Below are 18,716 nucleotides of genomic sequence, written 5' to 3' on the forward strand. Positions count from 1 at the left end.
GACGCAGCCGGTCCCCGCGATTCCGGCCGCCGCGCCCGCCGCCGCGCCGCGCGGCCCAGTGCCCGCGGCGCCCGCGACGCGCCGCTTTGCGCGCGAGCTCGGCATCGACATCAACGCCGTCCCCGGCAGCGGCCCCGGCGGCCGCGTCGGCCGCGAGGACGTCGAGCGGTTCGCCGCGGCGCCCGCCGCCGCGCCCGCCGCGCCGGAAGAGGAAGTCGTCGCCGCGCCCCCCGCGGCCATCGGCGCCGGCATCCCGTTCCTCGAGATCGAGCCGCTCCCCGACTTCGCGCAGGAAGGCCCGGTGGAGCGCGAGCCGATCCGCTCGATCCGCCGCAAGGTCGCCAAGAAGATGACGACCTCGATGATCCTCGTGCCGCACGTCGCGCACATCGACGAGGCCGACGTGACGACGCTCGACGAGTTCCGCCGCCGCGAGCGGGAACGGCGCGCCGGGCAGCCGGGGGCGCGGATGTCGCTCCTCCCGTTCGTCGTCAAGGCGGTCGCCGCCGGGCTCGCCGAGTTCCCGATGTTCAACGCCAGCCTCGACCCGGCGCGCGGCGAGATCGTCTACAAGAAGTACTACAACGTCGGCGTGGCCGTCGATTCGGGGCACGGCCTCGTCGTGCCGGTCGTGCGGGGCGCCGACCGGAAGTCGGTGCTGGAGATCGCGGCGGAGATCGAGGACCTCGCGGCGCGGGCGCGCGCGGGGAAGCTCGACGCGGCGGAGATGCGCGGCGGCACCTTCACGATCACCAACGTCGGCCCGCTCGGCGGGACGGCGCTGATCCCGACGATCAACTACCCCGAGTCGGCGATCCTCGGCATGGCGACGGCGAAGCCGAAGCCGGTCGTGCACGAAGGGCAGATCGTCGCGCGGACGATCCTGCCGCTGACGCTCGCCTTCGACCACCGCGTGGCCGACGGCGCCGACGCGGCGCGCTTCGTCGGCGCGCTCGTGCGGCGCCTCTCCGAACCGCTCTCCTGGCTCTTCACCGCGAAGTGACGCAGAGGGAACGACGATGGTGATGGGAACTCCGACGCAGGAAGTCGATCTGGCGGTTGTCGGCGGCGGCCCCGGCGGCTACGTCGCGGCGATCCGCGCGGCGAGCCTCGGGCGCGAGGTCGTGGTCGTCGAGGAGCGCGAGGAGCTGGGCGGCGTCTGCCTGCTCGAGGGGTGCATCCCCTCCAAGGCGCTGATCCACGTCGTCGAAACGCTCGCCGCGGCGAAGGAGGCCAAGCGGATGGGCCTGACCTTCTCCGGCGCGAAGATCGACGGCGAGGCGCTGCGGTCGTTCGTCAAAGGGGTCGTTTCCGACCTGTCCAAGGGGGTCTCCGGCCTCTTCAAGCGGCACGGCATCGAGGTCGTGCGCGGCCGCGCGCGGTTCGAGCGCGGCGACGTGCTGGCGGTGGACGGGCCGGAGCCGACGCGCCTGCAGTTCAAGCACTGCATCGTCGCCGCCGGCTCGCGCGCCGCGGAGCTGCCGGGGAGCGCGGGGCTCGGCCTCTGGAGCAACCGCGAGGCGGTCGGCGCGCCGGAGATCCCGGAGCGGCTGCTCGTCGTCGGCGCCGGCTACATCGGCATGGAGCTCGGCATGGTCTACGCCGGCCTCGGCTCGCGCGTCACGGTCGTCGAGCTGCTGCCGCAGATGCTGACCGGCTGCGACCCGGACCTCGCCCAGATCGTCGCCCGCTCGGCGAAGAAGCAGTTCGAGGAGATCGTCCTCGGGGCCAAGGTCGCGGCGATCGACAAGACGTCGGCCGGCTACGCGGTGGGGATCGAGAAGGACGGCGCCGCGCGCACTCTGGAGTTCGACAAGGTCCTCGTCGCCGTCGGGCGCAAACCGAACACCGACGGCCTCGGGCTGGAGAACACGGCGATCGTCCCCGACCAGCGCGGCTTCATCCACGTGGACGAGCGGCTGCGGACGACGGCGCCGAACGTCTACGCCATCGGCGACGTCACGCCGGGGCCGATGCTCGCCCACCGAGCGAGCGCGCAGGGGAAGGCCGCGGCGGAGGTGATCGCCGGCCTGTCCGGCGCGGCGTTCGACCCGCGCGCGGTGCCGGCGGTCGTCTTCACCGACCCGGAGCTGGCCTGGGCCGGCCTGACCGAGACCGAGGCGAAGGAGCGCGGGATCGAGGTCAAGGTCGGCAAGTTCCCGTTCGCCGCGCTGGGGCGGGCGAAGGGGATGGGGCGCACCGACGGGTTCGCCAAGATCCTCTGCGACCCGGCGAGCAAGCTCGTCCTCGGCGTCGGGATCGTCGGCGCGCACGCCTCCGACCTGATCGCCGAGGCGACGCTGGCGATCGAGATGGGGGCGACGATCGAGGACCTGGCGGCGACGATCCACCCGCACCCGACCCTCTCCGAGTCGCTGATGGAGGCGGCGGAGGTCGCCGCCGACGCGGCGATCCACATCTACGCGGCGAAGAAGTGAGCGCCCCCGCGGCGGAGCGGCTCGTCGTCGGGGCCTACGACCTCGACGACGACCTCGTCGCCGCCGCGGCCGCGGCCGCGCGGCCGCTCGTGCGCGTCGCGCCGGCGCCGCGGACGATGGTCGTCCTCGGGGCCGGAGGGAAGCCGGAGGTCGAGCTGCGCGCGGAGGCCTGCCTCGCCGACGGCGTGCCGGTGCTGCGGCGGGGCGGCGGCGGCTGCGCCGTCGTCCTCGACCCGGGCAACGTGATCGTCTCCGTCGTCTACCGCGCCCCCGGCTTCGGCGGCTCCCCGGCCCACTTCGCGCGGATCTCCGCCTGGCTGATCGACGGCCTCGCGCGCTGCGGGGTGCGCGGGGCGTCGGTCGCCGCCGGCTCCGACCTCGTCGTCGGCGAGCGGAAGTTCGGCGGGGCCTGCATCCGCCGCGCGCGCGGCCTGCTCCACTACTCCACCTCGCTGCTCGTCGATCCCGACCTCTCGCTGCTGCCGCGCTACCTCGCCCACCCGCCGCGCGAACCGGAGTACCGCCGCGGCCGCGGCCACCTCGACTTCGTCCGGCCGCTCGCCGCGCTCGGCCCGTTTCGCGCCGCGTCGCTCGCCCCCGCCCTCGCCGCGGCCCTCGACCCCGCGGCGCTCGCCGCGCAGACGGCCGGTTAGCCGGGGCGCGCGCGGGGCAGGCGACTTCCCCGCCGTCCGCGCCCCGCTTGCAACGTATAGATAGAGCGTCGCGCCGCCCCGCGCGGCGGCGCCCCCACCGCGGAGCCCGCCCATGGCCGACCTGAAAGAAGTCTTCCAGAGCAAGATCCAGCCGTTCGCGGACGAGGTCGCGCGGATCCAGCGCGAGCACGGCGAGTTCAAGATCTCGGAATGCACGGTCGCGCAGGCCTACGGCGGCATGCGCGGCGTGAAGTGCATGACCTACGAGACCTCGGCGCTCGACCCGCTCGAAGGGATCCGCTTCCGCGGGCGCACCATCCCCGACCTGATCGAGACGCTGCCGCGCGCGCCGGGGGGCGAGCAGCCGCTGCCCGAGGGGCTCTTCTACCTGCTGCTGACCGGCGACATGCCGACCGAGGAGGACGCCCGCGCCGTCGGCGCCGAGTGGCGCCGCCGCGAGGGACTGCCGACGCACGTCGCGCGGGCGCTCGACGCGCTGCCGCGCGACGCGCACCCGATGACGCAGTACTCGCTCGGGCTGCTGTCGCTGGAGACCGAGTCGGCGATGGCCGCGGCCTACCACAAGGGGATCGCCAAGCGGGACCTCTGGCGGCCGATGTACGACGACGTGATGAACCTCCTCGCCAACGCGCCGCTCGTCGCGGCCTACGTCTACCGCCGCGCCTACCACGGCGGGCGGCACGTCGAGCCGGGGCCGAAGGACTGGGACTGGGCGCGCAACTTCGCCCACATGCTCGGCTACGACCAGCCGCAGTTCGCCGACCTGATGCGGCTCTACCTCTCGATCCACTCCGACCACGAGGGGGGGAACGTCAGCGCGCACACGGTGCGGCTCGTCGGCTCCGCGCTGTCCGACTGCTACTACGCCCTTTCGGCGGGGATGAACGGCCTGGCCGGGCCGCTGCACGGGCTCGCCAGCCAGGAGTCGATCCGCTGGATCCTCGAGCTGCAGAAGTCGATCGGCAAGGCGCGGCCGACGCGGGACGACATCGCGAACTACATCTGGGAGACGCTCGGCGCGGGGCGGGTCGTGCCGGGGTTCGGGCACGCGGTGCTGCGGCGGACGGATCCGCGCTACATGGCGCTGCGCGAGTTCGCGCTGAAGCACATGGCGGACGACGACGTCTTCTACATCGTGGCGACGTTGTTCGAGGTGGCGCCGCCGATTCTGGAGTCGCAGGCGAAGATCAAGAATCCGTGGCCGAACGTGGACGCCCACTCCGGCGCGGTGCTGCTGCACTACGGGATGACGGAGCTTGATTTCTTCACGGTGTTGTTCGGGGTTTCGCGGGCGACGGGGACGATGGCGTCGCTGCTTTGGGACCGCGCGCTCAACTTGCCGCTGGAGAGGCCGAAGTCGGTGACCACGGGGTGGGTGAGGGAGCAGGTCTACAACCTGTGACGCCGGGTTGAGGGACGAAAGGCCCCCGGGGTGCGAGAGACGAAGGGCCCGCGGGGTTCTAGGGACGAAAGGCCCGCGGGGTGCGAGGGACGAAGGGGCCCGCGTCTCGAGGGACGTAATGCCCGCGCGATTCGAGGGACGCGCGTCGTGTCGGTGTCCGCGGGGGGATGGTCGCTCTTGGATGGTTCGTGCGTCTTGCTTCGCCTCGCGCCTCGGCCTTGGTACGCGGTCGCCTCGACGCGTCTCGCGTTGCGGCATTAGGGCGCGTGTCCGGCGAGGGCGCGCGTCGCGCTGCGGGGGGCGGCGGCTCCGCGACGGGGCAATGCTCCGCCGCCGCCCCCCTCCGCGCGACGCGCTTGTCGTCTTCGATTCGGTGATCGGGATGGGTGTAGGGGAGGCTGGCGCGTCACGACGATCGTTCGACCGCGGATGATTCCTCCGCGCCTGCCTCCCGACGTGATTCACGCGGCACCTTGCCTTGGGGCGCCGAAAGGCGATCGGGTGCGGTGATCGGGTCGGGCGGCAGGCGCGGTGGCGGCGCCGTCGTTCCGACGATCTGATCGGCGCGCCAACCGCCCCTACGGTTCGTGCGTCTTGCGCCGCCTCGCGTCGCGCTTGTCGGTGCCGTGGGATGCATTCGAGGGCCGGCGTTCGGCGCCGTTGTCGGGGTCGTGTAGGGGAGGCTGGCGCGTCACGACGATCGTTCGCCCGCGGATGATTCCTCCGCGCCTGCCTCCCGACGTGATTCACGCGAAACCTTGCCTTGGGGCGCCGAAAGGCGATCGGGCGCGGTGATCGGGTCGGGCGGCAGGCGCGGTGGCGGCGCCGTCGTTCCGACGATCTGATCGGCGCGCCAACCGCCCCTACGGTTCGTCGGCGGCCTCGGTCAGGGAACGGCCACGTGGGCGGGAGGCGCGGCGAGAGGGTCGAACAGATCAAGGCCGAGCGTGATGCCGAAGAGCTTCCACACGGCCTGCGCGTAGGCGTCGGAAAGGTAGCGCCCCCACATCTTGATCGGCAGCTCCTCGATCTCCACCGTCGGCGAAATCGCCAGCATCAGCAGGTACTCGATCAGGAACGAGGCGTTGCTCGCGATGCGGCCGCTGTAGGCGCCCGAGCGCTGCTCGAGGATCCGCTGCTCGTGGATCGACCGCCCGAACTCCGACTCCACCAACTCCGCGGGCGTCGTCAGGATCACCTCGACGCGCACCGTGCGCGCCCCTTCCGCGACGTACCGCGGGAACCCCCGCTCCAACTCCTCCACCGGCAGCCCGCGCCCGCCGGCGGAGCTCCAGTCCCGGCCGCGCTCCCGCGCGACGATCTTCTCCGGATCCGGAAGGCGCAGGTCGAGCAGCAGGTTGATGTCGTTGTAGAGCCCGCGGTGTTCTTCGCGCTGCGCGCCGACGACCAGCGGATCGTCGAGCACCGCCCGCTCGATCCGCGCGAGGTCGTCCTCGGAGGCGACGAACTTCATCCCCATCACGTCGTCCACCCGCAGCTCGTCCGGCGTGAAGGCGACCGTGCCGTCGCGGAAGCCGAGGGAGACGATCCGCTCCGCCTGCGCGAAGTCCTCGAACATCGCGTCGGGGGAGGAAACCAGCTTGTCCAGCGACACCCCCGCCTCGGCGGCGCGCCGCGCGGCGACCCGCTCCGCCGCCCGGTGGATCTCGCCGGCCAAACGGTCGGCGACGCGGCGCGAGGCCTTCTCGGCGACCCGCCGCATCCGCTTGACCCGCATCATCCCGGCGAGCGTTCCGTCGCCGCGCCGCGCGAGGACGACGTCGGCCGGCGTGCAGGGGAAGAACTCGTCCCGCCGGTTGCGGTAGAGCGCGAAGAGCTCCGCCTCCCGCCGCGTCGGCTTGGTCACCGCCTGGACGATCGCGTCGCGGACCTCGTCCTTCGAGCGCACGCGTTCCAGCCGCGCCGCCCCCGGATAGGCCGCCTGCAGCACGTCGGTCATCAGCCGGCGCAGCGTCGGCGGCGTGATGAAGTTCTCGTAGACGAAGAGCTGCGTGAGGAAGCGGCCGTCGCCGGGCTCGACCCGGTCGCCGAACCAACGCGTGGCCACGTCGAAGAGCTGGTCGCGGTGCGTGACGCTCGTCAGGTGCATGGGATCTCCCGGGCGCGGGGCGGGCCCGCGCCGGTCAGTTCACGCTGAACGTCAGACGCTCGCCGTCGAGGCCGATCGTCACCGTGCCGCCCCGCTCGAGGCGGCCGAAGAGGATCTCGTTGGTCAGCGGGTCGCGGACCTCGGTCTGGACGACGCGGGCCAGCGGCCGCGCGCCGAACTTCGGGTCGTAGCCGCGCCGCGCCAGATGCGCCCGCGCCTCGTCGGTCAGCGCGACCGCGATCTTCCGCTCCGCGAGCTGCGCCTCGAGCTGGGCGATGAACTTGTCCACGATCGACTCCATCACCTCGTGCCGCAGCGCATTGAAGGTGACGATCGCGTCGAGGCGGTTGCGGAACTCCGGGCTGAAGACGCGCTCCACGGCCTCCTTGGCCCGCGCCGCGGAGTCCCGCCCCTCGTCCCCCTTGAAGCCGATCGCCCCCGCCGCCTGCTCGCGCGAGCCGGCGTTCGAGGTGAGGATCAGCGCCGTCTGGCGGAAGTCGGCGCGGCGCCCGGCGTTGTCGGTCAGCGTCGCGTGGTCCATCACCTGCAGCAGGATGTTGTAGATGTCGGGGTGCGCCTTCTCGATCTCGTCGAGCAGCACCACGCTCCACGGATGCTGCCGCACCGCGTCCACGAGCAGCCCCCCCTGCTCGAAGCCGACGTAGCCCGGAGGGGCGCCGATCAGCCGCGCCACGGCGTGCTTCTCGGCGTACTCGCTCATGTCGAAGCGGATGAACTCGACGCCGAGCTGCAGCGCGAGCTGCTTGGCCAGCTCCGTCTTGCCGACGCCGGTCGGGCCGGTGAAGAGGAAGCAGCCGCTCGGACGGTCGGGGGAGGCGAGGCCGGCGCGCGAGCGCTTGATCGCCTGCGCCACCGTGGCCACCGCCTCGTCCTGGCCGAAGACGACCCGCTTCAGCGACTCCTCGAGCCCGAGCAGCCGCTCGCGGTCGCCGCCGGAAACCTGCTGCTCGGGGATCCGCGCGATGCGCGACACGACCCGCTGCACCTCCGCCGCGCCGATGCGCGGCGGCTCGCCCGCCTCGCGGTCGGCGTTCTCCAGCCGGACCATCGAGCCGGCCTCGTCGAGCAGGTCGATCGCCGAATCGGGCAGGCGGCTCTCCTTGAGGTGCCGCTTGGCGAGCCGCGCCGCGGCCTCCAGCGCCTCCGGCTCGTAGACGACGCCGTGGTGCGCCTCGTAGCGCGGCTTGAGGCCGCGCAGGATCGCCTCGGTCTCGATCGGCGACGGCTCCTCGAGGACGATCTTCTGCAGCCGCCGGGCGAGGGCTCGGTCCTTCTCGATCTGCTTGAACTCCTCGAAGGTGCTCGCGCCGACGACGCGCACGTCCCCCTGCGTCAGCACCGGCTTGATCATCGCCGCGAGGTCCACCGACCCCGAGGCCGCGCCGGCGCCGATCGTGGCGTGGATTTCGTCGATGAAGAGGATCGGCTTGGGGCGCTTGCGCAGCGCGTCCATCACCGCCTTGAACCGCTCCTCGAAGTCGCCGCGGTAGCGCGTGCCGGCGACGAGCGCCGTGCCGTCGAGCGCGAACAGTTCCGCGCCGCGCAGCGCCGGCGGAACGCCTTCCTCGTGGAGCAGCCGCAGGGCGAGCCCCTCGGCCATCGCCGTCTTTCCCACCCCGGCGTCGCCGACGAAGACCGGGTTGTTCTTGCGGCGCCGGCAGAGGACCTCGAGCGCGCGCTGCAGCTCGGCCGCGCGGCCGATCAGCGGATCGAGCGCGCCGTCGCGCGCCCGTTCCGACAGCGGCACGACATAGGCCGCGAGCGGATCGGGACGACGGCGCGGCCGCCCGCCGCGTTCCCGCGGCGCCTCTTCCTCGTCCTCCTCGTCCCCCTCGTCCTCGCCGCGCTCCATCGCCGCGGCGCGGTCCGGCGGCGGGACCTTGGAGATGCCGTGCGCGATGTAGTTCAGCACGTCGAGCCGCGTCACGTCCTGCGCGGCGAGCAGCTTCGCCGCCTGCGAGCGCTTCTCCTCGAGCAGCGCGGCCAGCAGGTCGCCGGGGCGGACCTCCGGCGCGCCGGCGCTCTGCACGTGGATCACCGCCGAGCGCAGCGCGCGCTGGAAGCCGAGCGTCGGCTGCGGATCGGCCTCGTTCCCGTCGGCGAGCCGCTCCACCTTCTCGCGCAGGAACGTCTCCAGCGCCGCGCGCAGCCGCTTCAGGTCCACGCCGACCGCGGCGAGGAGTTCCTCCCCTTCCGGGTCGTGGGCGAGGACGAAGAGAAAATGCTCCAGCGTCACGTAGGCGTGGTGGCGGGAGGACGCCTCGCGGCAGGAGACGGAGATCAGGCGTTCGACGTAGGCGCTGAACATCGCGTCACTCCCTCTCGAGCGTCGCCTGCAGCGGGAAACCCGCGCCGCGGGCGGCCTCGATCGCCGCCGCGGCCTTCGTCTCCGCGATCTCGTGCGGGTAGACGCCGGCCAGCCCCTTGCCGTTCCGGTGGATGTGCATCATCGTCCCGTGCGCTTCCGCGGGGGACATCCGGAAGATCCGCTCGAGCACGTCCACGACGAAGTCCATCGTCGTGTAGTCGTCGTTGAGCAGGTAGACCTTCCACAGCTCCGGTTCGACGGCCTTCTTCTCCGTCCGCTCGATCGTCTCTTCCTGCGGCCCGCCGGGCCCGACCGGGAGATCGTCCGTCATCGCCTTCGCGCGCCTCCGGAAAGTTGATTCTATCGCCTCGCCGCGCGGAGCGGCGCGAGCAGCCGGCGCGCCAGAAAGTCCACGACCGGCACGACCACGCCGTCGCCGACGAGGTGGTACGCCTCGTTGTAGTTGTCGGGCAGGACGTAGCCGTCGGGCAGGCCCATCATCCGCGCCGCCTCGCGCGCCGAAAGCAGGCGGGAACGGACCTTTTCCCCCTCGACGACGAGGATCGTCTGGCGACTCGATCCGCCGGCCGGGGTGCGAAGACAGCCGCCGACGCCGTCGAAGCGCGCCTCGGCCCGCTGGACGCGCGTTCCCGCCGCGTCGCGCCGCGTGCGGCGGTAGAGCGCCCCGACGACCCGCCCGCCCCGCGCCTGCTCCGCGCGCAGCTTCGCGCGCTGCGTCGCCGACATCATCGCCAGCAACCGCGCCGTCTCCGCGGCCGGCCGCCAGCGCACGCCGCGCGGGACGTCCTCGATCAGCGCGGCGAGCGGCGGCGGCGGCGCGTCCGGCGCCGGAAGGCGCCAGTCGATCCACGACGCGCGGAGCTCGTCCGGCAGCGCCGCGGCCGCGGCCGCGACGGCGCGCGTCCGGCCGTATCCCGCGGCGCCGCCGCGCAGCGCCTCCGGAACCGCGACGTCCGCGGCGACGGCGACGACGAAGAGCCGCGGGCGGGACTGCGGCACGAAGTCGGCCGCGTCCAGCACGAGCGCGCCGACCCGCCGGCCCGAGGCGGCGACCGCGGCGACGATCGCGCGGAAGTCGGCGCCGCGGTTCGACGAGAGCGCGCCGACGACGTTCTCCAGCACGACGACCGGCGCGCCGCGCCCTTCGCGGTCGAGCGCCCGCATCAGTTCCCAGAACGGCCAGAACGTGCCGCTGCGGGCCCCTTTAAGCCCCGCGCCGCGTCCGGCGCGCGAGAGGTCCTGGCAGGGGAACGACGCCCAGACGAGATCGGGGTGCCCCGGAAGCTGCGCGGAGGAGAGACGCGCGACGTCCTCGACCACGTACGGCGCGTCCTCGCCGAAGTTGCGGCGGTACGCGGCGCCCTTCTTCGGGCAGACGTCGTTGGCGAAGAGGCAGGTCCACGCGGGACCGAGGCCGAGGCGGGCCATGCCGCCCCCGGCGAAGAACTCGTAGAACCCCGCGCCGTCCGCCACGTGCGCGCTCAGCCGCGCAGCACGTCGTCGAGCGCCTCGCCCAGCTCGGAGGCGCGGAACGGCTTGGTGAGCGCCGCGGCGAAGCCGTGCTCGCGGCAGCGGGCCATCAGCGGATCGGTGGCGAAGCCGCTGGCGACGATCGCGCGCACGCCGGGGTCGATCTCGCGCAGGCCGGCGATCGCCTCCGCCGCGCCCATGCCGCCGGGGACCGTCATGTCGAGGATCACGACGTCGAAGCGGCGTCCGGCGCCGAAGGCGCGCCGGTAGAGGTCGATCGCCTCGCGCCCCTCGGCCGCGGTGACGGCCTCGAAGCCGCGCCGTTCGAGGTAGAGGCGCATCACCTCGCGGATCAGCGGCTCGTCGTCCATCGCGAGGACGCGCACGCGCCGTCCCGAAGGCACGCCGTCCCCGACGGGAACGACCGGCCGCGGCGTCGCCAGCGCGGGAAGCCAGAGCTCGAGCGTCGCCGCCCCCTCGGCGTCCGGCATCAGCAGCGCGCCGCCGTGCCGCTGCGCGATCGAGTAGGCCGCGGCGAGATCGAGCCAGGCCGAGGCGCGCGCGTCGTGGTCCTCTTCCGCGTCGCGTCCCGCGCGGCCCGCGGCGGCGACGACGATCCGCACCGCCGCGCCGCCCGGGGCGCCGACGGGACGCGGCGCTTCGGCCGCGATGTTCTCCGCCGACAGCTCGACCCGCTCGGCGTTCGTCCCGGCCCGGCGGAGCAGGCTCTGCACGGCGTGCGCGATCTGGCCCGCGTCGGCGTCGATCGCCCAGAGGTTCGGCGGAAGCGAGAGGTCGCAGCGGATCCGGCCGGCCGCGCCGTCGCGCGCCGCCTCGCGCAGGAGGTCGGCGACCTCCACCGTGCGCTTCACCGGCTCGCCGCCGCGGGCGAACGTGAGGAGGCGCCGCGTCAGCCCGCGCGCCCGCTCCCCCGCCTGCTCGGCCGCGGCGAGCCGCGTCTGCGCGGCGTGGTCGGGGGCGAGGGCGAGCCGCGCGAGGGAGACGTTGCCGAGGATCGCGGTGAGCATGTTGTTGAAGTCGTGCGCCACGCCCGCGGCGAGCCGCGCCAGCATGTCGGGGGCCGACGAGGCGGCGTCCACCGGCAGGGCGGCGATGATCAGGTCGTTTTCGGCGGGGGCGCCGACGAGCAGCGCCGGGGCGCGTCCGCCGGCCGTCCGCAGCAGGACGCTCGCCGGCGGCGCGTCGGCGCCGGAAATCGCGTCCAGCAGTTCGGCGATCGGCCGCCCGCCGGTGTCGAGCAGCTCCGCGAGCGGCCGGCCGGCCAAACCGTCGGCCGCGGCGCCGAGCATTTCGCCGAATCGTTCGGATGCGGCGCGCACCGTTCCCGCGGCGTCGACCAACGCCGCGCCGCCGGGAACGAAGCGAAGCGTCTCTTCGATCCGCGCCATCAGGGCGATCCTTCCCGACCCCGGGGGGCCGCGACCGCCTACTCTACCTAACCTCGGGCTCCGCCGCCCGCCCGGGGACGCGGGCTTCGACCGCCGCCCGGACCGCGTCCGACAGCGGCCTCGCCAGGACGAGCCCGATCGCCGCCGCCGCCGCGCCGCCGGCCGCGACGACGGTCTGCAGCGGCAGGACGTGCGCGACCTGCCCGAGAACCAAGCTCCCCAGCGGCGCGAAGCCGCCGAACGTGACGGAGTAGATGCTGACGACGCGCCCGCGCAGCCGATCGGGGACGAGGCTCTGCAGCAGCGTGTTGGTCAGGAAGAGCTGCGTGATCATCCCCACCGCGACGAGGGCGGAGGCGAAGAGCGCCGCGGCGAGCGAGCGCACCGCGGCGAAGACGATCAGCATCGCGCCGAAGAACGGCACGCAGTACGGCGCCAGCCGGGCGAGGAACGGGAGCTCCGAATGACCGGCGAGGAACGAGGCGGCGACGAGCGCGCCCAAGCCGGTCGCGGTGAGCAGCATGCCGAGTTCGTGCGGGCCGCCGCCGAGCACCTCGCCGGCGAAGGCCGGCATGAACGCGGAATAGGACATGCCGAAGAACCCGGCGGCCGCGAGCAGCACGAGGAGCCAGCGGGCGTGGCGCGCGTTCCAGGCGTAGGCGAACCCCTCGCGCAGCTCCCCCATCGCGTTTCCGGGCCCCGCCGCGCGCGGCGTCGGGCGGACGCGCAGCGCGAGCAGCCCGGCGATCACCGCGACGTAGGAGACCGCGTTGACCGCGAAGCAGACCCCCTCGCCCCAACGGGCGACGACCAGCCCCGCGACCGCCGGGCCGACGATCCGCGCGCTGTTGAAGACGCTGGAGTTGATCGCGATCGCGTTCGGCAGGTCGTCCCGCCCGACGAGATGCACGATGAACGACTGCCGGCCGGGCATGTCGAAGGCGTTGGCGACGCCGAGCAACGTGGCGAGGACGAGGACGTGCCAGGGGCGCACCACGCCGCCGAGCGTCAGCGCGGCGAGGAGCGTCGCCTGCACCAGCATCACGCTCTGCGTCGCGATCACGATCCGCCGCCGGTCGAAGCGGTCCGCCGCCAGCCCGCCGATCAGGCCGAAGGCGAGCATCGGCCCCATCTGGCAGAAGCCGACGACGCCGAGCATCGCGGTCGAGTGGGTCAGCCGCCAGACCAGCCACCCCTGGGCCACCGACTGCATCCAGGTGCCGACGAGCGAGACCATCTGGCCGGAGATGTAGAGGCGGAAGTCGCGGTGGGCGAAGGCGCGGACCGCGCGCCGCGCGCCCCGCCGGGCCGCGCCGACTTCCTCGGATCCCTCTCCGCCGCCGCGTTCCATGACGCCGACGAGGATACGCGGCGCGGGAACTCGTCGCCCCATCGGCTGTCCAACGAGGCGAGAAAGGAGCTTCCCATGTCCCTCGTCCTCCGTTCCGCCCTTTGCGCCGCCGCGGCCGCCTGCGCCGCTCTCCTTCCCGCCGCCGCGCTCGACCGCGGCCCCGTCTCGCTGGAGATCCTCGTCGACGGCCGCCCGCTCGCCGAGTACCCCGCGCGCGGCAGGGTCTACGTCGAGGCGCAACGCGGCCGGGAATACGCCCTGCGGATCGTCAACCACGGCGGCCGCCGCGTCGCGGTGGCGCTGAGCGTGGACGGCCTCAACACGATCGACGCCCGCACGACCGGGGCGCGCGAGGCCGCGAAGTGGATCCTCGACCCGTACCAGACGATCGTCCTCGACGGGTGGCAGACCAGCGACGCCGCCGCGCGCCGCTTCTACTTCACCGGCGAAAGCGGCTCGTACGGCGCGTGGCTGGGGAAGACGCGGAACCTCGGCGTCGTCGCCGCCGTCGTCTACTTCGAGCGCCTCCCGCGCCCGGTCCCGCTCGTCCAGGCCGCGCCGCGCGCGCCCGGCAAGGGCGCCCCGGCGCCGCAGGAAGAGGCCGCGTCGGCCGCCGCGCCCCCGTCGGCCGCGTCGGCCCCGGGGTCCGCCGCCGACGCCGCCGCGGCGGGCGCCGCGCGCAACGAGGCCCGATCCAAGTCGCTTGCCGGCGCCGCGACGCGCGACGAGCTGGCGGCGACCGGGATCGGGCGCGAGGTCGCGCATCCGGTCGAATCGGTGGCGTTCGACGCCGAACCGCGGCCCGCCGCGCGGCTCGAACTGCGCTACGAGTACCACGACGCGCTGGTCAAGCTCGGCGTCCTGCCCCGCCCCGACGAAGATCTCGACGACGCGCTCGCCCGGCGGGAAGCGGCCCGCGGCTTCTCCGGCGGCTTCTGCCCCGTGCCGCGCTGAGCCGGGTCTGTCCGATCGCCCCGGAGCGCTCCCGCCCGCCGCGTCGCGATTCCGCCGCGCGGCGGGCGGCCGGGACTCGCGCCCGCCGCCGTCAAGGACTTAGATTCTGCGTCGATAAGTCGTTGCAACGGCATTGGGCGCGGACCTCCCCGTCGCGCCCGCGAGGCGAGCCCCCCATGCGCCTGACGCGATCGGCCCTACTTCTCTGCGCCGCTGTGGCGGCGCTCGGCGCCGTGCGTCCAGCGTCGGCCCTCAGCGCGACCAAGGCGGCGACCCAACTGATCGTGGACCAGTGGACCACCGAGCAGGGGCTGCCCCAGAACCTCGCCCTCGCCGTCGCCCAGACCAAGGACGGCTTCGTCTGGTTCGCGACCCAGGAGGGGCTCGTCCGCTACGACGGCGTCCGCTTCACGATCTTCGACCGCCGCAGCAACCCCGAGCTGCCGAGCCACTTCTTCCGCTCGATGTGCGCCGCGCGCGACGGCGGGCTCTGGCTGGGGCTCGACGGCGGCGGACTGATCCGCTTCCACAACGGCGTCTTCACCAAGTACACCCCGCGCGAAGGCTCGGCGCGGCGCGGCATCAACGTCCTGTTCGAGAGCCGCGACGGCGCCGTCTGGATCGGCACCAACGAGGGCCTGGCCCGCCTCTACGACGAGACGTTCATCAGCTACGCCGCCAAGGACGGGCTCCCCGACGAGCGGATCAACGCCCTCGCCGAGGACGCTCAGGGGCGGATCCTCGTCGGCACGAACCGCGGCCTCGCGGTGATGGACGGCGGCCATTTCAAGAACTACTTCGTCGCCGACGGCCTCCCCGACGACCACGTCAACGCCATCCACCTCGGCGAGGACGGCGGGCTCTGGATCGGCACGCAGGGCGGGCTGTCGTTCTTCGACGGCCGCATCTTCCGCAACTGGCGCCTCGCCGACGGCCTGCCGTTCGAGGACGTGCAGGCGGTCGAGGTGGACCGCGACCGGAACGTCTGGGTCGGCACGAACGGCGGCGGGCTCGCCCGCTTCGCCGGCGGCCGCTTCGCCACGCTCAACGCCGCGAACAGCCGCGTGGACGACTTCATCCGCGCGCTGCTCGAGGACGCCGAGGGGAACCTCTGGGTCGGCACCTACACGCACGGACTGAACCGCGTGCGGGACGGCAGCTTCACGACCCTCTCCACGACCGAAGGGCTCTCCCACAACTTCGTCCGCGGCGCGCACGAGGGGCGGAGCGGCGCGTTGTGGGTTCCGACCTACGGCGGCGGGCTGGACAAGATCGAGCGCGGCGTCGTGACGTCGTACCACGTGCGCGACGGCCTGCCGAGCGAAATCCTCTTCTCGGCGCTCGAGGGGCGGGACGGCACGGTCTGGGCGGGAACCGACAAGGGCCTCTTCCGCATGCGCCCGAACGGGCGGCGCTTCGAGCGGCTCGTCGGGCCGCCGGAGCTGAACGCCGGGGCGGTGCGCGTCCTGTACGAGGACCGCGCGGGCGCCCTCTGGGCGGGCGGCTACGTCGGCGGCCTCTATCGCGTCGCGCCCGACGGGCAGGTAGACGCCTTCCGCGTCGAGGACGGCCTCCCCAGCAACGCCCTCCGCGGCGGGATGGTCGAGCCGGGCGACGGCTCGATGATCGTCGGCACCGACTCCGGCCTCTGCCGGTTCAAGAACGGGAAGTTCGCGCCGCTCGGCCAGCGCGAGGGACTGACCGACGCGGTGATGGCCCTCAAGCTCGACGCCGACGGAACGGTCTGGATCGGCACGCTCAGCTCGGGGCTCTGCCGACTGCGGAACGGCAAGCTGACCCGCTTCACCGCGGGGCAGCACGGTCTGTTCGACGACATGATCTTCTCGATCCTCGAGGACGACGCGGGGGGGCTCTGGACGTCGAGCAACCGCGGCGTCGCGCGCGTCCTCAAGTCGGAGCTGGAAGCCGTGGCCGAGGGGCGCCTCGCCCGCGTCAACGCGCAGTCGTTCGGCCGCGCCGACGGATTCAAGGACAGCGAGTGCAACGGCGGAACCTACCCCTGCGCGTGGCGCAGCCGGAACGGCCGCCTCTGGTTCGCCACCGCCGGCGGGCTCGTCTCGATCGATCCGCGCGACCTGCGCCAATCGGCCTCGTTCCCCCACGTCGTCGTCGAGAACGTCGTCGTCAACAAGCAGTCGGTCAGCCCGCGCGTCCCCGCGGACGTCGCCCCCGGCAAGGGGGAGCTGCAGATCGACTACACCGCGCCGACCTTCGTCGCGCCGGAGAAGGTGCGCTTTCGCTACCGCCTCGAAGGATTCGACGGCGACTGGGTGGACGCGGGGCTGCGGCGCTCGGCCTTCTACACGAACCTCCCCCCGGGGAGCTACCGCTTCGTCGTCGAGGCCTCGAACCGGCTCGGGCGCTGGGGCGGGACGCCGACCGCGTTCGAGTTCCGCCTGCGCCCGCACTTCCACCAGACGATCTGGTTCTACGCGATCGTCGCCGGCGCGGTCCTCGCCGTCGGCGCCGGCGTCGTGGCCGGGCGCGCCGCGCAGGCGCGCCGCCGCGAGCGGGAGCTGATGCGGATCGTCGCCGAGCGGACGAAGGAGCTCCAGCGGGCGAAGGAGGCGGCGGAGGCGGCGAACCAGGCGAAGGGAGAGTTCCTCGCCAACATGAGCCACGAGATCCGCACGCCGATCAACGGCATCATCGGCATGACCCAGCTCGCGCTGGAAACCGAGCTCTCCGGCGAGCAGCGCGAGTACATGGACGTCGTGCGGACCTCTTCGAGCGCCCTCCTCGCGCTGGTCAACGACATCCTCGACTTCTCCAAGATCGACGCCGGCAAGCTGGAGCTGGACGAGACGGAGTTCGAGCTCGCCGAGCTGTTCGACGACACGATGCGGATGTTCGCCGTGCGCGCGCAGGAGAAGGGGCTCGAGCTCGTCGGGCGGGTCGCGCCCGACGTGCCGCGCCGCGTCGTCGGCGACCAGGCGCGCCTGCGGCAGATCGTCGTCAACCTCGTGAACAACGCGATCAAGTTCACGGCGAAGGGCGAAGTGCGGCTGCGCGTGCGCCGCGCCGACGAGCCGGCGCCCGAAGGCAAGGTCGCGCTGCTCGTCGAGGTCTCGGACACCGGCATCGGCATCCCCAAGGAAAAGCAGCGCCGGATCTTCGAGGCGTTCACTCAGGCCGACGGCTCGATGACCCGCCGCTACGGCGGGACGGGGCTGGGGCTGACGATCTCCACCGCGCTCGTCGGGAAGATGGGCGGGCAACTGGCGGTGGAGAGCGAGGAAGGGCGCGGCAGCACGTTCCGTTTCGTCTGCCTGCTCGGCGCCGTCGGCGAGGACGCGCCGGCCGCCGCGCCGCAGCTTCCCGCCCGCCGCGCGCTCGTCGCCCACGACAGCGCCGCGGCCCGCGAGGCGCTGACGGAGCTGCTCGCCGGATGGGGCCTCGCGCCGGAGATGGCCGAGAGCGGCGCCGCGGCGCAGGCGCTGATCGCCGGCGCTCTCGCCGAGCGTCGTCCCTTCAGCCTCGTCGTGATGGACGCGAAGCTCTCCGGCATCGAGCCGCTGCGCTACCTCGCGCAGGAGCCGGCGGTCGCCTGGGTCACGATCCTGCTCGCCGACGCCGCCGACCAGCACCGCGTCGCGCAGCGGGCGATGGAGCTCGCCGTCGGCGCCTGCCTCGCCAAGCCGATCAAGCAGGCGGAGCTGCTCTCCGCGGCGCAGCTCGTGCTGCGCAAGCAGCGCCGGATGCCCGACGCCGCGCCGCGACGCGACGAGGCGGCGGCGCCGGCGTCGCCCGCGGCCGCCGCGCCGACGCCCGCCGTCCCCGCGCCGGACGGCCCCGGCCTGCACATCCTGCTGACCGAGGATCACCCGATCAACCAGAAGATGATGGTCCGCCTGCTGCAGAAGCGCGGGCACAGCGTCGTCGTCGCCAACAACGGGCAGGAAGCGATCGAGGCCTACGCCAAGGAGCGGTTCGACCTCGTGCTGATGGACCTGCAGATGCCGGTGATGGACGGCTACGAGGCGACGGCCGCGATCCGGAAGAGCGAGGAGACGCGCGGCCTCCGCACGCCGATCATCGCGCTCACGGCCCACGCGATGAAGGGGGACCGCGAGCAGTGCCTCGCCGCGGGGATGGACGACTACGTCTCCAAGCCGATCGACCCGGCGCGGCTCTTCGCCGTCATCGACGCGCACCGGCCCGCCGCGGCGCCCGCCACCGCCTGACGCCCCGCGGCCGGACAAGGCCGCGTCGGCGCAACGACCGTGCGCGGCGCCGAGAGCGGCGGGCGCCCGAACATCGCGAAAGGCCGCGCGCGGCGGCCGGGGCGCGGCGTCAGCGCGCCGCCGGCGGCGCCGACTTCAACGTGAACTTGAGGATCTCGCTCCGCCGCCAAAGCCGCATCCGCGGCCCCCACGTTCCGGTCCCGCGGCCGACGACCACCGGCATGCCGCCGACCTCGTAGAGCCCCGCGACGAGCGGATAGCGCATCGCGCTGACGTAGCGGAACGGCCAGATCTGCCCGTCGTGGGTGTGGCCGCAGATCATCAGCCCCGCCCCGAGCCGCGCCGCCTCGTCC

13 protein-coding genes are annotated in these 18,716 nt (G+C 73.4%); 6 read left to right on the forward strand and 7 right to left on the reverse strand.

What is annotated here, in order from left to right; translation table 11 throughout:
• The 4 genes from LLG88_14700 to LLG88_14715 form a co-directional block, all read left to right on the forward strand.
• On the forward strand, nucleotides 1-1,003 hold a 1,003-nt coding region (locus tag LLG88_14700; protein ID MCE5248154.1), incomplete at its 5' end, for a 2-oxo acid dehydrogenase subunit E2.
• Between the two features lie 16 nt (nucleotides 1,004-1,019).
• The gene (gene lpdA / locus LLG88_14705; GenBank protein ID MCE5248155.1) at nucleotides 1,020-2,438 is read left to right on the forward strand and encodes a dihydrolipoyl dehydrogenase; all 1,419 of its coding nucleotides are present in this window, start codon (nucleotides 1,020-1,022) and stop codon (nucleotides 2,436-2,438) included.
• Complete coding sequence (locus LLG88_14710) at nucleotides 2,435-3,091, forward strand: lipoate--protein ligase family protein (protein MCE5248156.1); 657 nt, start codon at nucleotides 2,435-2,437, stop codon at nucleotides 3,089-3,091. The genes lpdA and LLG88_14710 overlap by 4 nt, the downstream gene beginning before the upstream one ends.
• A 112-nt stretch (nucleotides 3,092-3,203) precedes the next feature.
• Complete coding sequence (locus tag LLG88_14715; GenBank protein MCE5248157.1) at nucleotides 3,204-4,514, forward strand: citrate (Si)-synthase; 1,311 nt, start codon at nucleotides 3,204-3,206, stop codon at nucleotides 4,512-4,514.
• An 886-nt stretch (nucleotides 4,515-5,400) separates the two neighbouring features.
• Here the strand turns inward: LLG88_14715 and LLG88_14720 are convergent.
• From LLG88_14720 to LLG88_14745, 6 genes are read right to left on the reverse strand one after another with little or no spacing between them, the layout of a single operon-like run.
• On the reverse strand, nucleotides 5,401-6,624 hold the full coding sequence (locus LLG88_14720) for a hypothetical protein (protein MCE5248158.1): 1,224 nt from the start codon (nucleotides 6,622-6,624) through the stop codon (nucleotides 5,401-5,403).
• A 34-nt stretch (nucleotides 6,625-6,658) separates the two neighbouring features.
• Nucleotides 6,659-8,953: an AAA family ATPase gene (locus LLG88_14725; GenBank protein ID MCE5248159.1), complete on the reverse strand. Its 2,295-nt coding sequence runs from the start codon at nucleotides 8,951-8,953 to the stop codon at nucleotides 6,659-6,661.
• A gap of 4 nt (nucleotides 8,954-8,957) precedes the next feature.
• Nucleotides 8,958-9,284: an ATP-dependent Clp protease adaptor ClpS gene (locus LLG88_14730; GenBank protein ID MCE5248160.1), complete on the reverse strand. Its 327-nt coding sequence runs from the start codon at nucleotides 9,282-9,284 to the stop codon at nucleotides 8,958-8,960.
• 29 nt (nucleotides 9,285-9,313) lie between these two features.
• Entirely contained in the window at nucleotides 9,314-10,447 is a 1,134-nt protein-coding gene (dcm, locus tag LLG88_14735) for a DNA (cytosine-5-)-methyltransferase (GenBank protein MCE5248161.1), read from the reverse strand.
• 8 nt (nucleotides 10,448-10,455) lie between these two features.
• Complete coding sequence (locus tag LLG88_14740; GenBank protein MCE5248162.1) at nucleotides 10,456-11,853, reverse strand: response regulator; 1,398 nt, start codon at nucleotides 11,851-11,853, stop codon at nucleotides 10,456-10,458.
• 43 nt (nucleotides 11,854-11,896) lie between these two features.
• Nucleotides 11,897-13,204 carry an MFS transporter gene (locus LLG88_14745; GenBank protein ID MCE5248163.1) on the reverse strand — a complete coding sequence of 436 codons (1,308 nt, stop codon included), beginning with the start codon at nucleotides 13,202-13,204 and terminating at the stop codon, nucleotides 11,897-11,899.
• Nucleotides 13,205-13,279: 75 nt separating this feature from the next.
• Here LLG88_14745 and LLG88_14750 point away from each other — a divergent pair, with 75 nt between their 5' ends.
• On the forward strand, nucleotides 13,280-14,158 hold the full coding sequence (locus tag LLG88_14750) for a hypothetical protein (GenBank protein MCE5248164.1): 879 nt from the start codon (nucleotides 13,280-13,282) through the stop codon (nucleotides 14,156-14,158).
• 176 nt (nucleotides 14,159-14,334) lie between these two features.
• On the forward strand, nucleotides 14,335-18,363 hold the full coding sequence (locus tag LLG88_14755; GenBank protein ID MCE5248165.1) for a response regulator: 4,029 nt from the start codon (nucleotides 14,335-14,337) through the stop codon (nucleotides 18,361-18,363).
• Between the two features lie 109 nt (nucleotides 18,364-18,472).
• Here LLG88_14755 and LLG88_14760 read toward each other — a convergent pair.
• The coding region (locus LLG88_14760; GenBank protein MCE5248166.1) for a metallophosphoesterase at nucleotides 18,473-18,716 on the reverse strand (244 nt) is incomplete at its 5' end.

This window comes from bacterium (assembly GCA_021372775.1).
Classification (GTDB): domain Bacteria; phylum Acidobacteriota; class Polarisedimenticolia; order J045; family J045; genus JAJFTU01.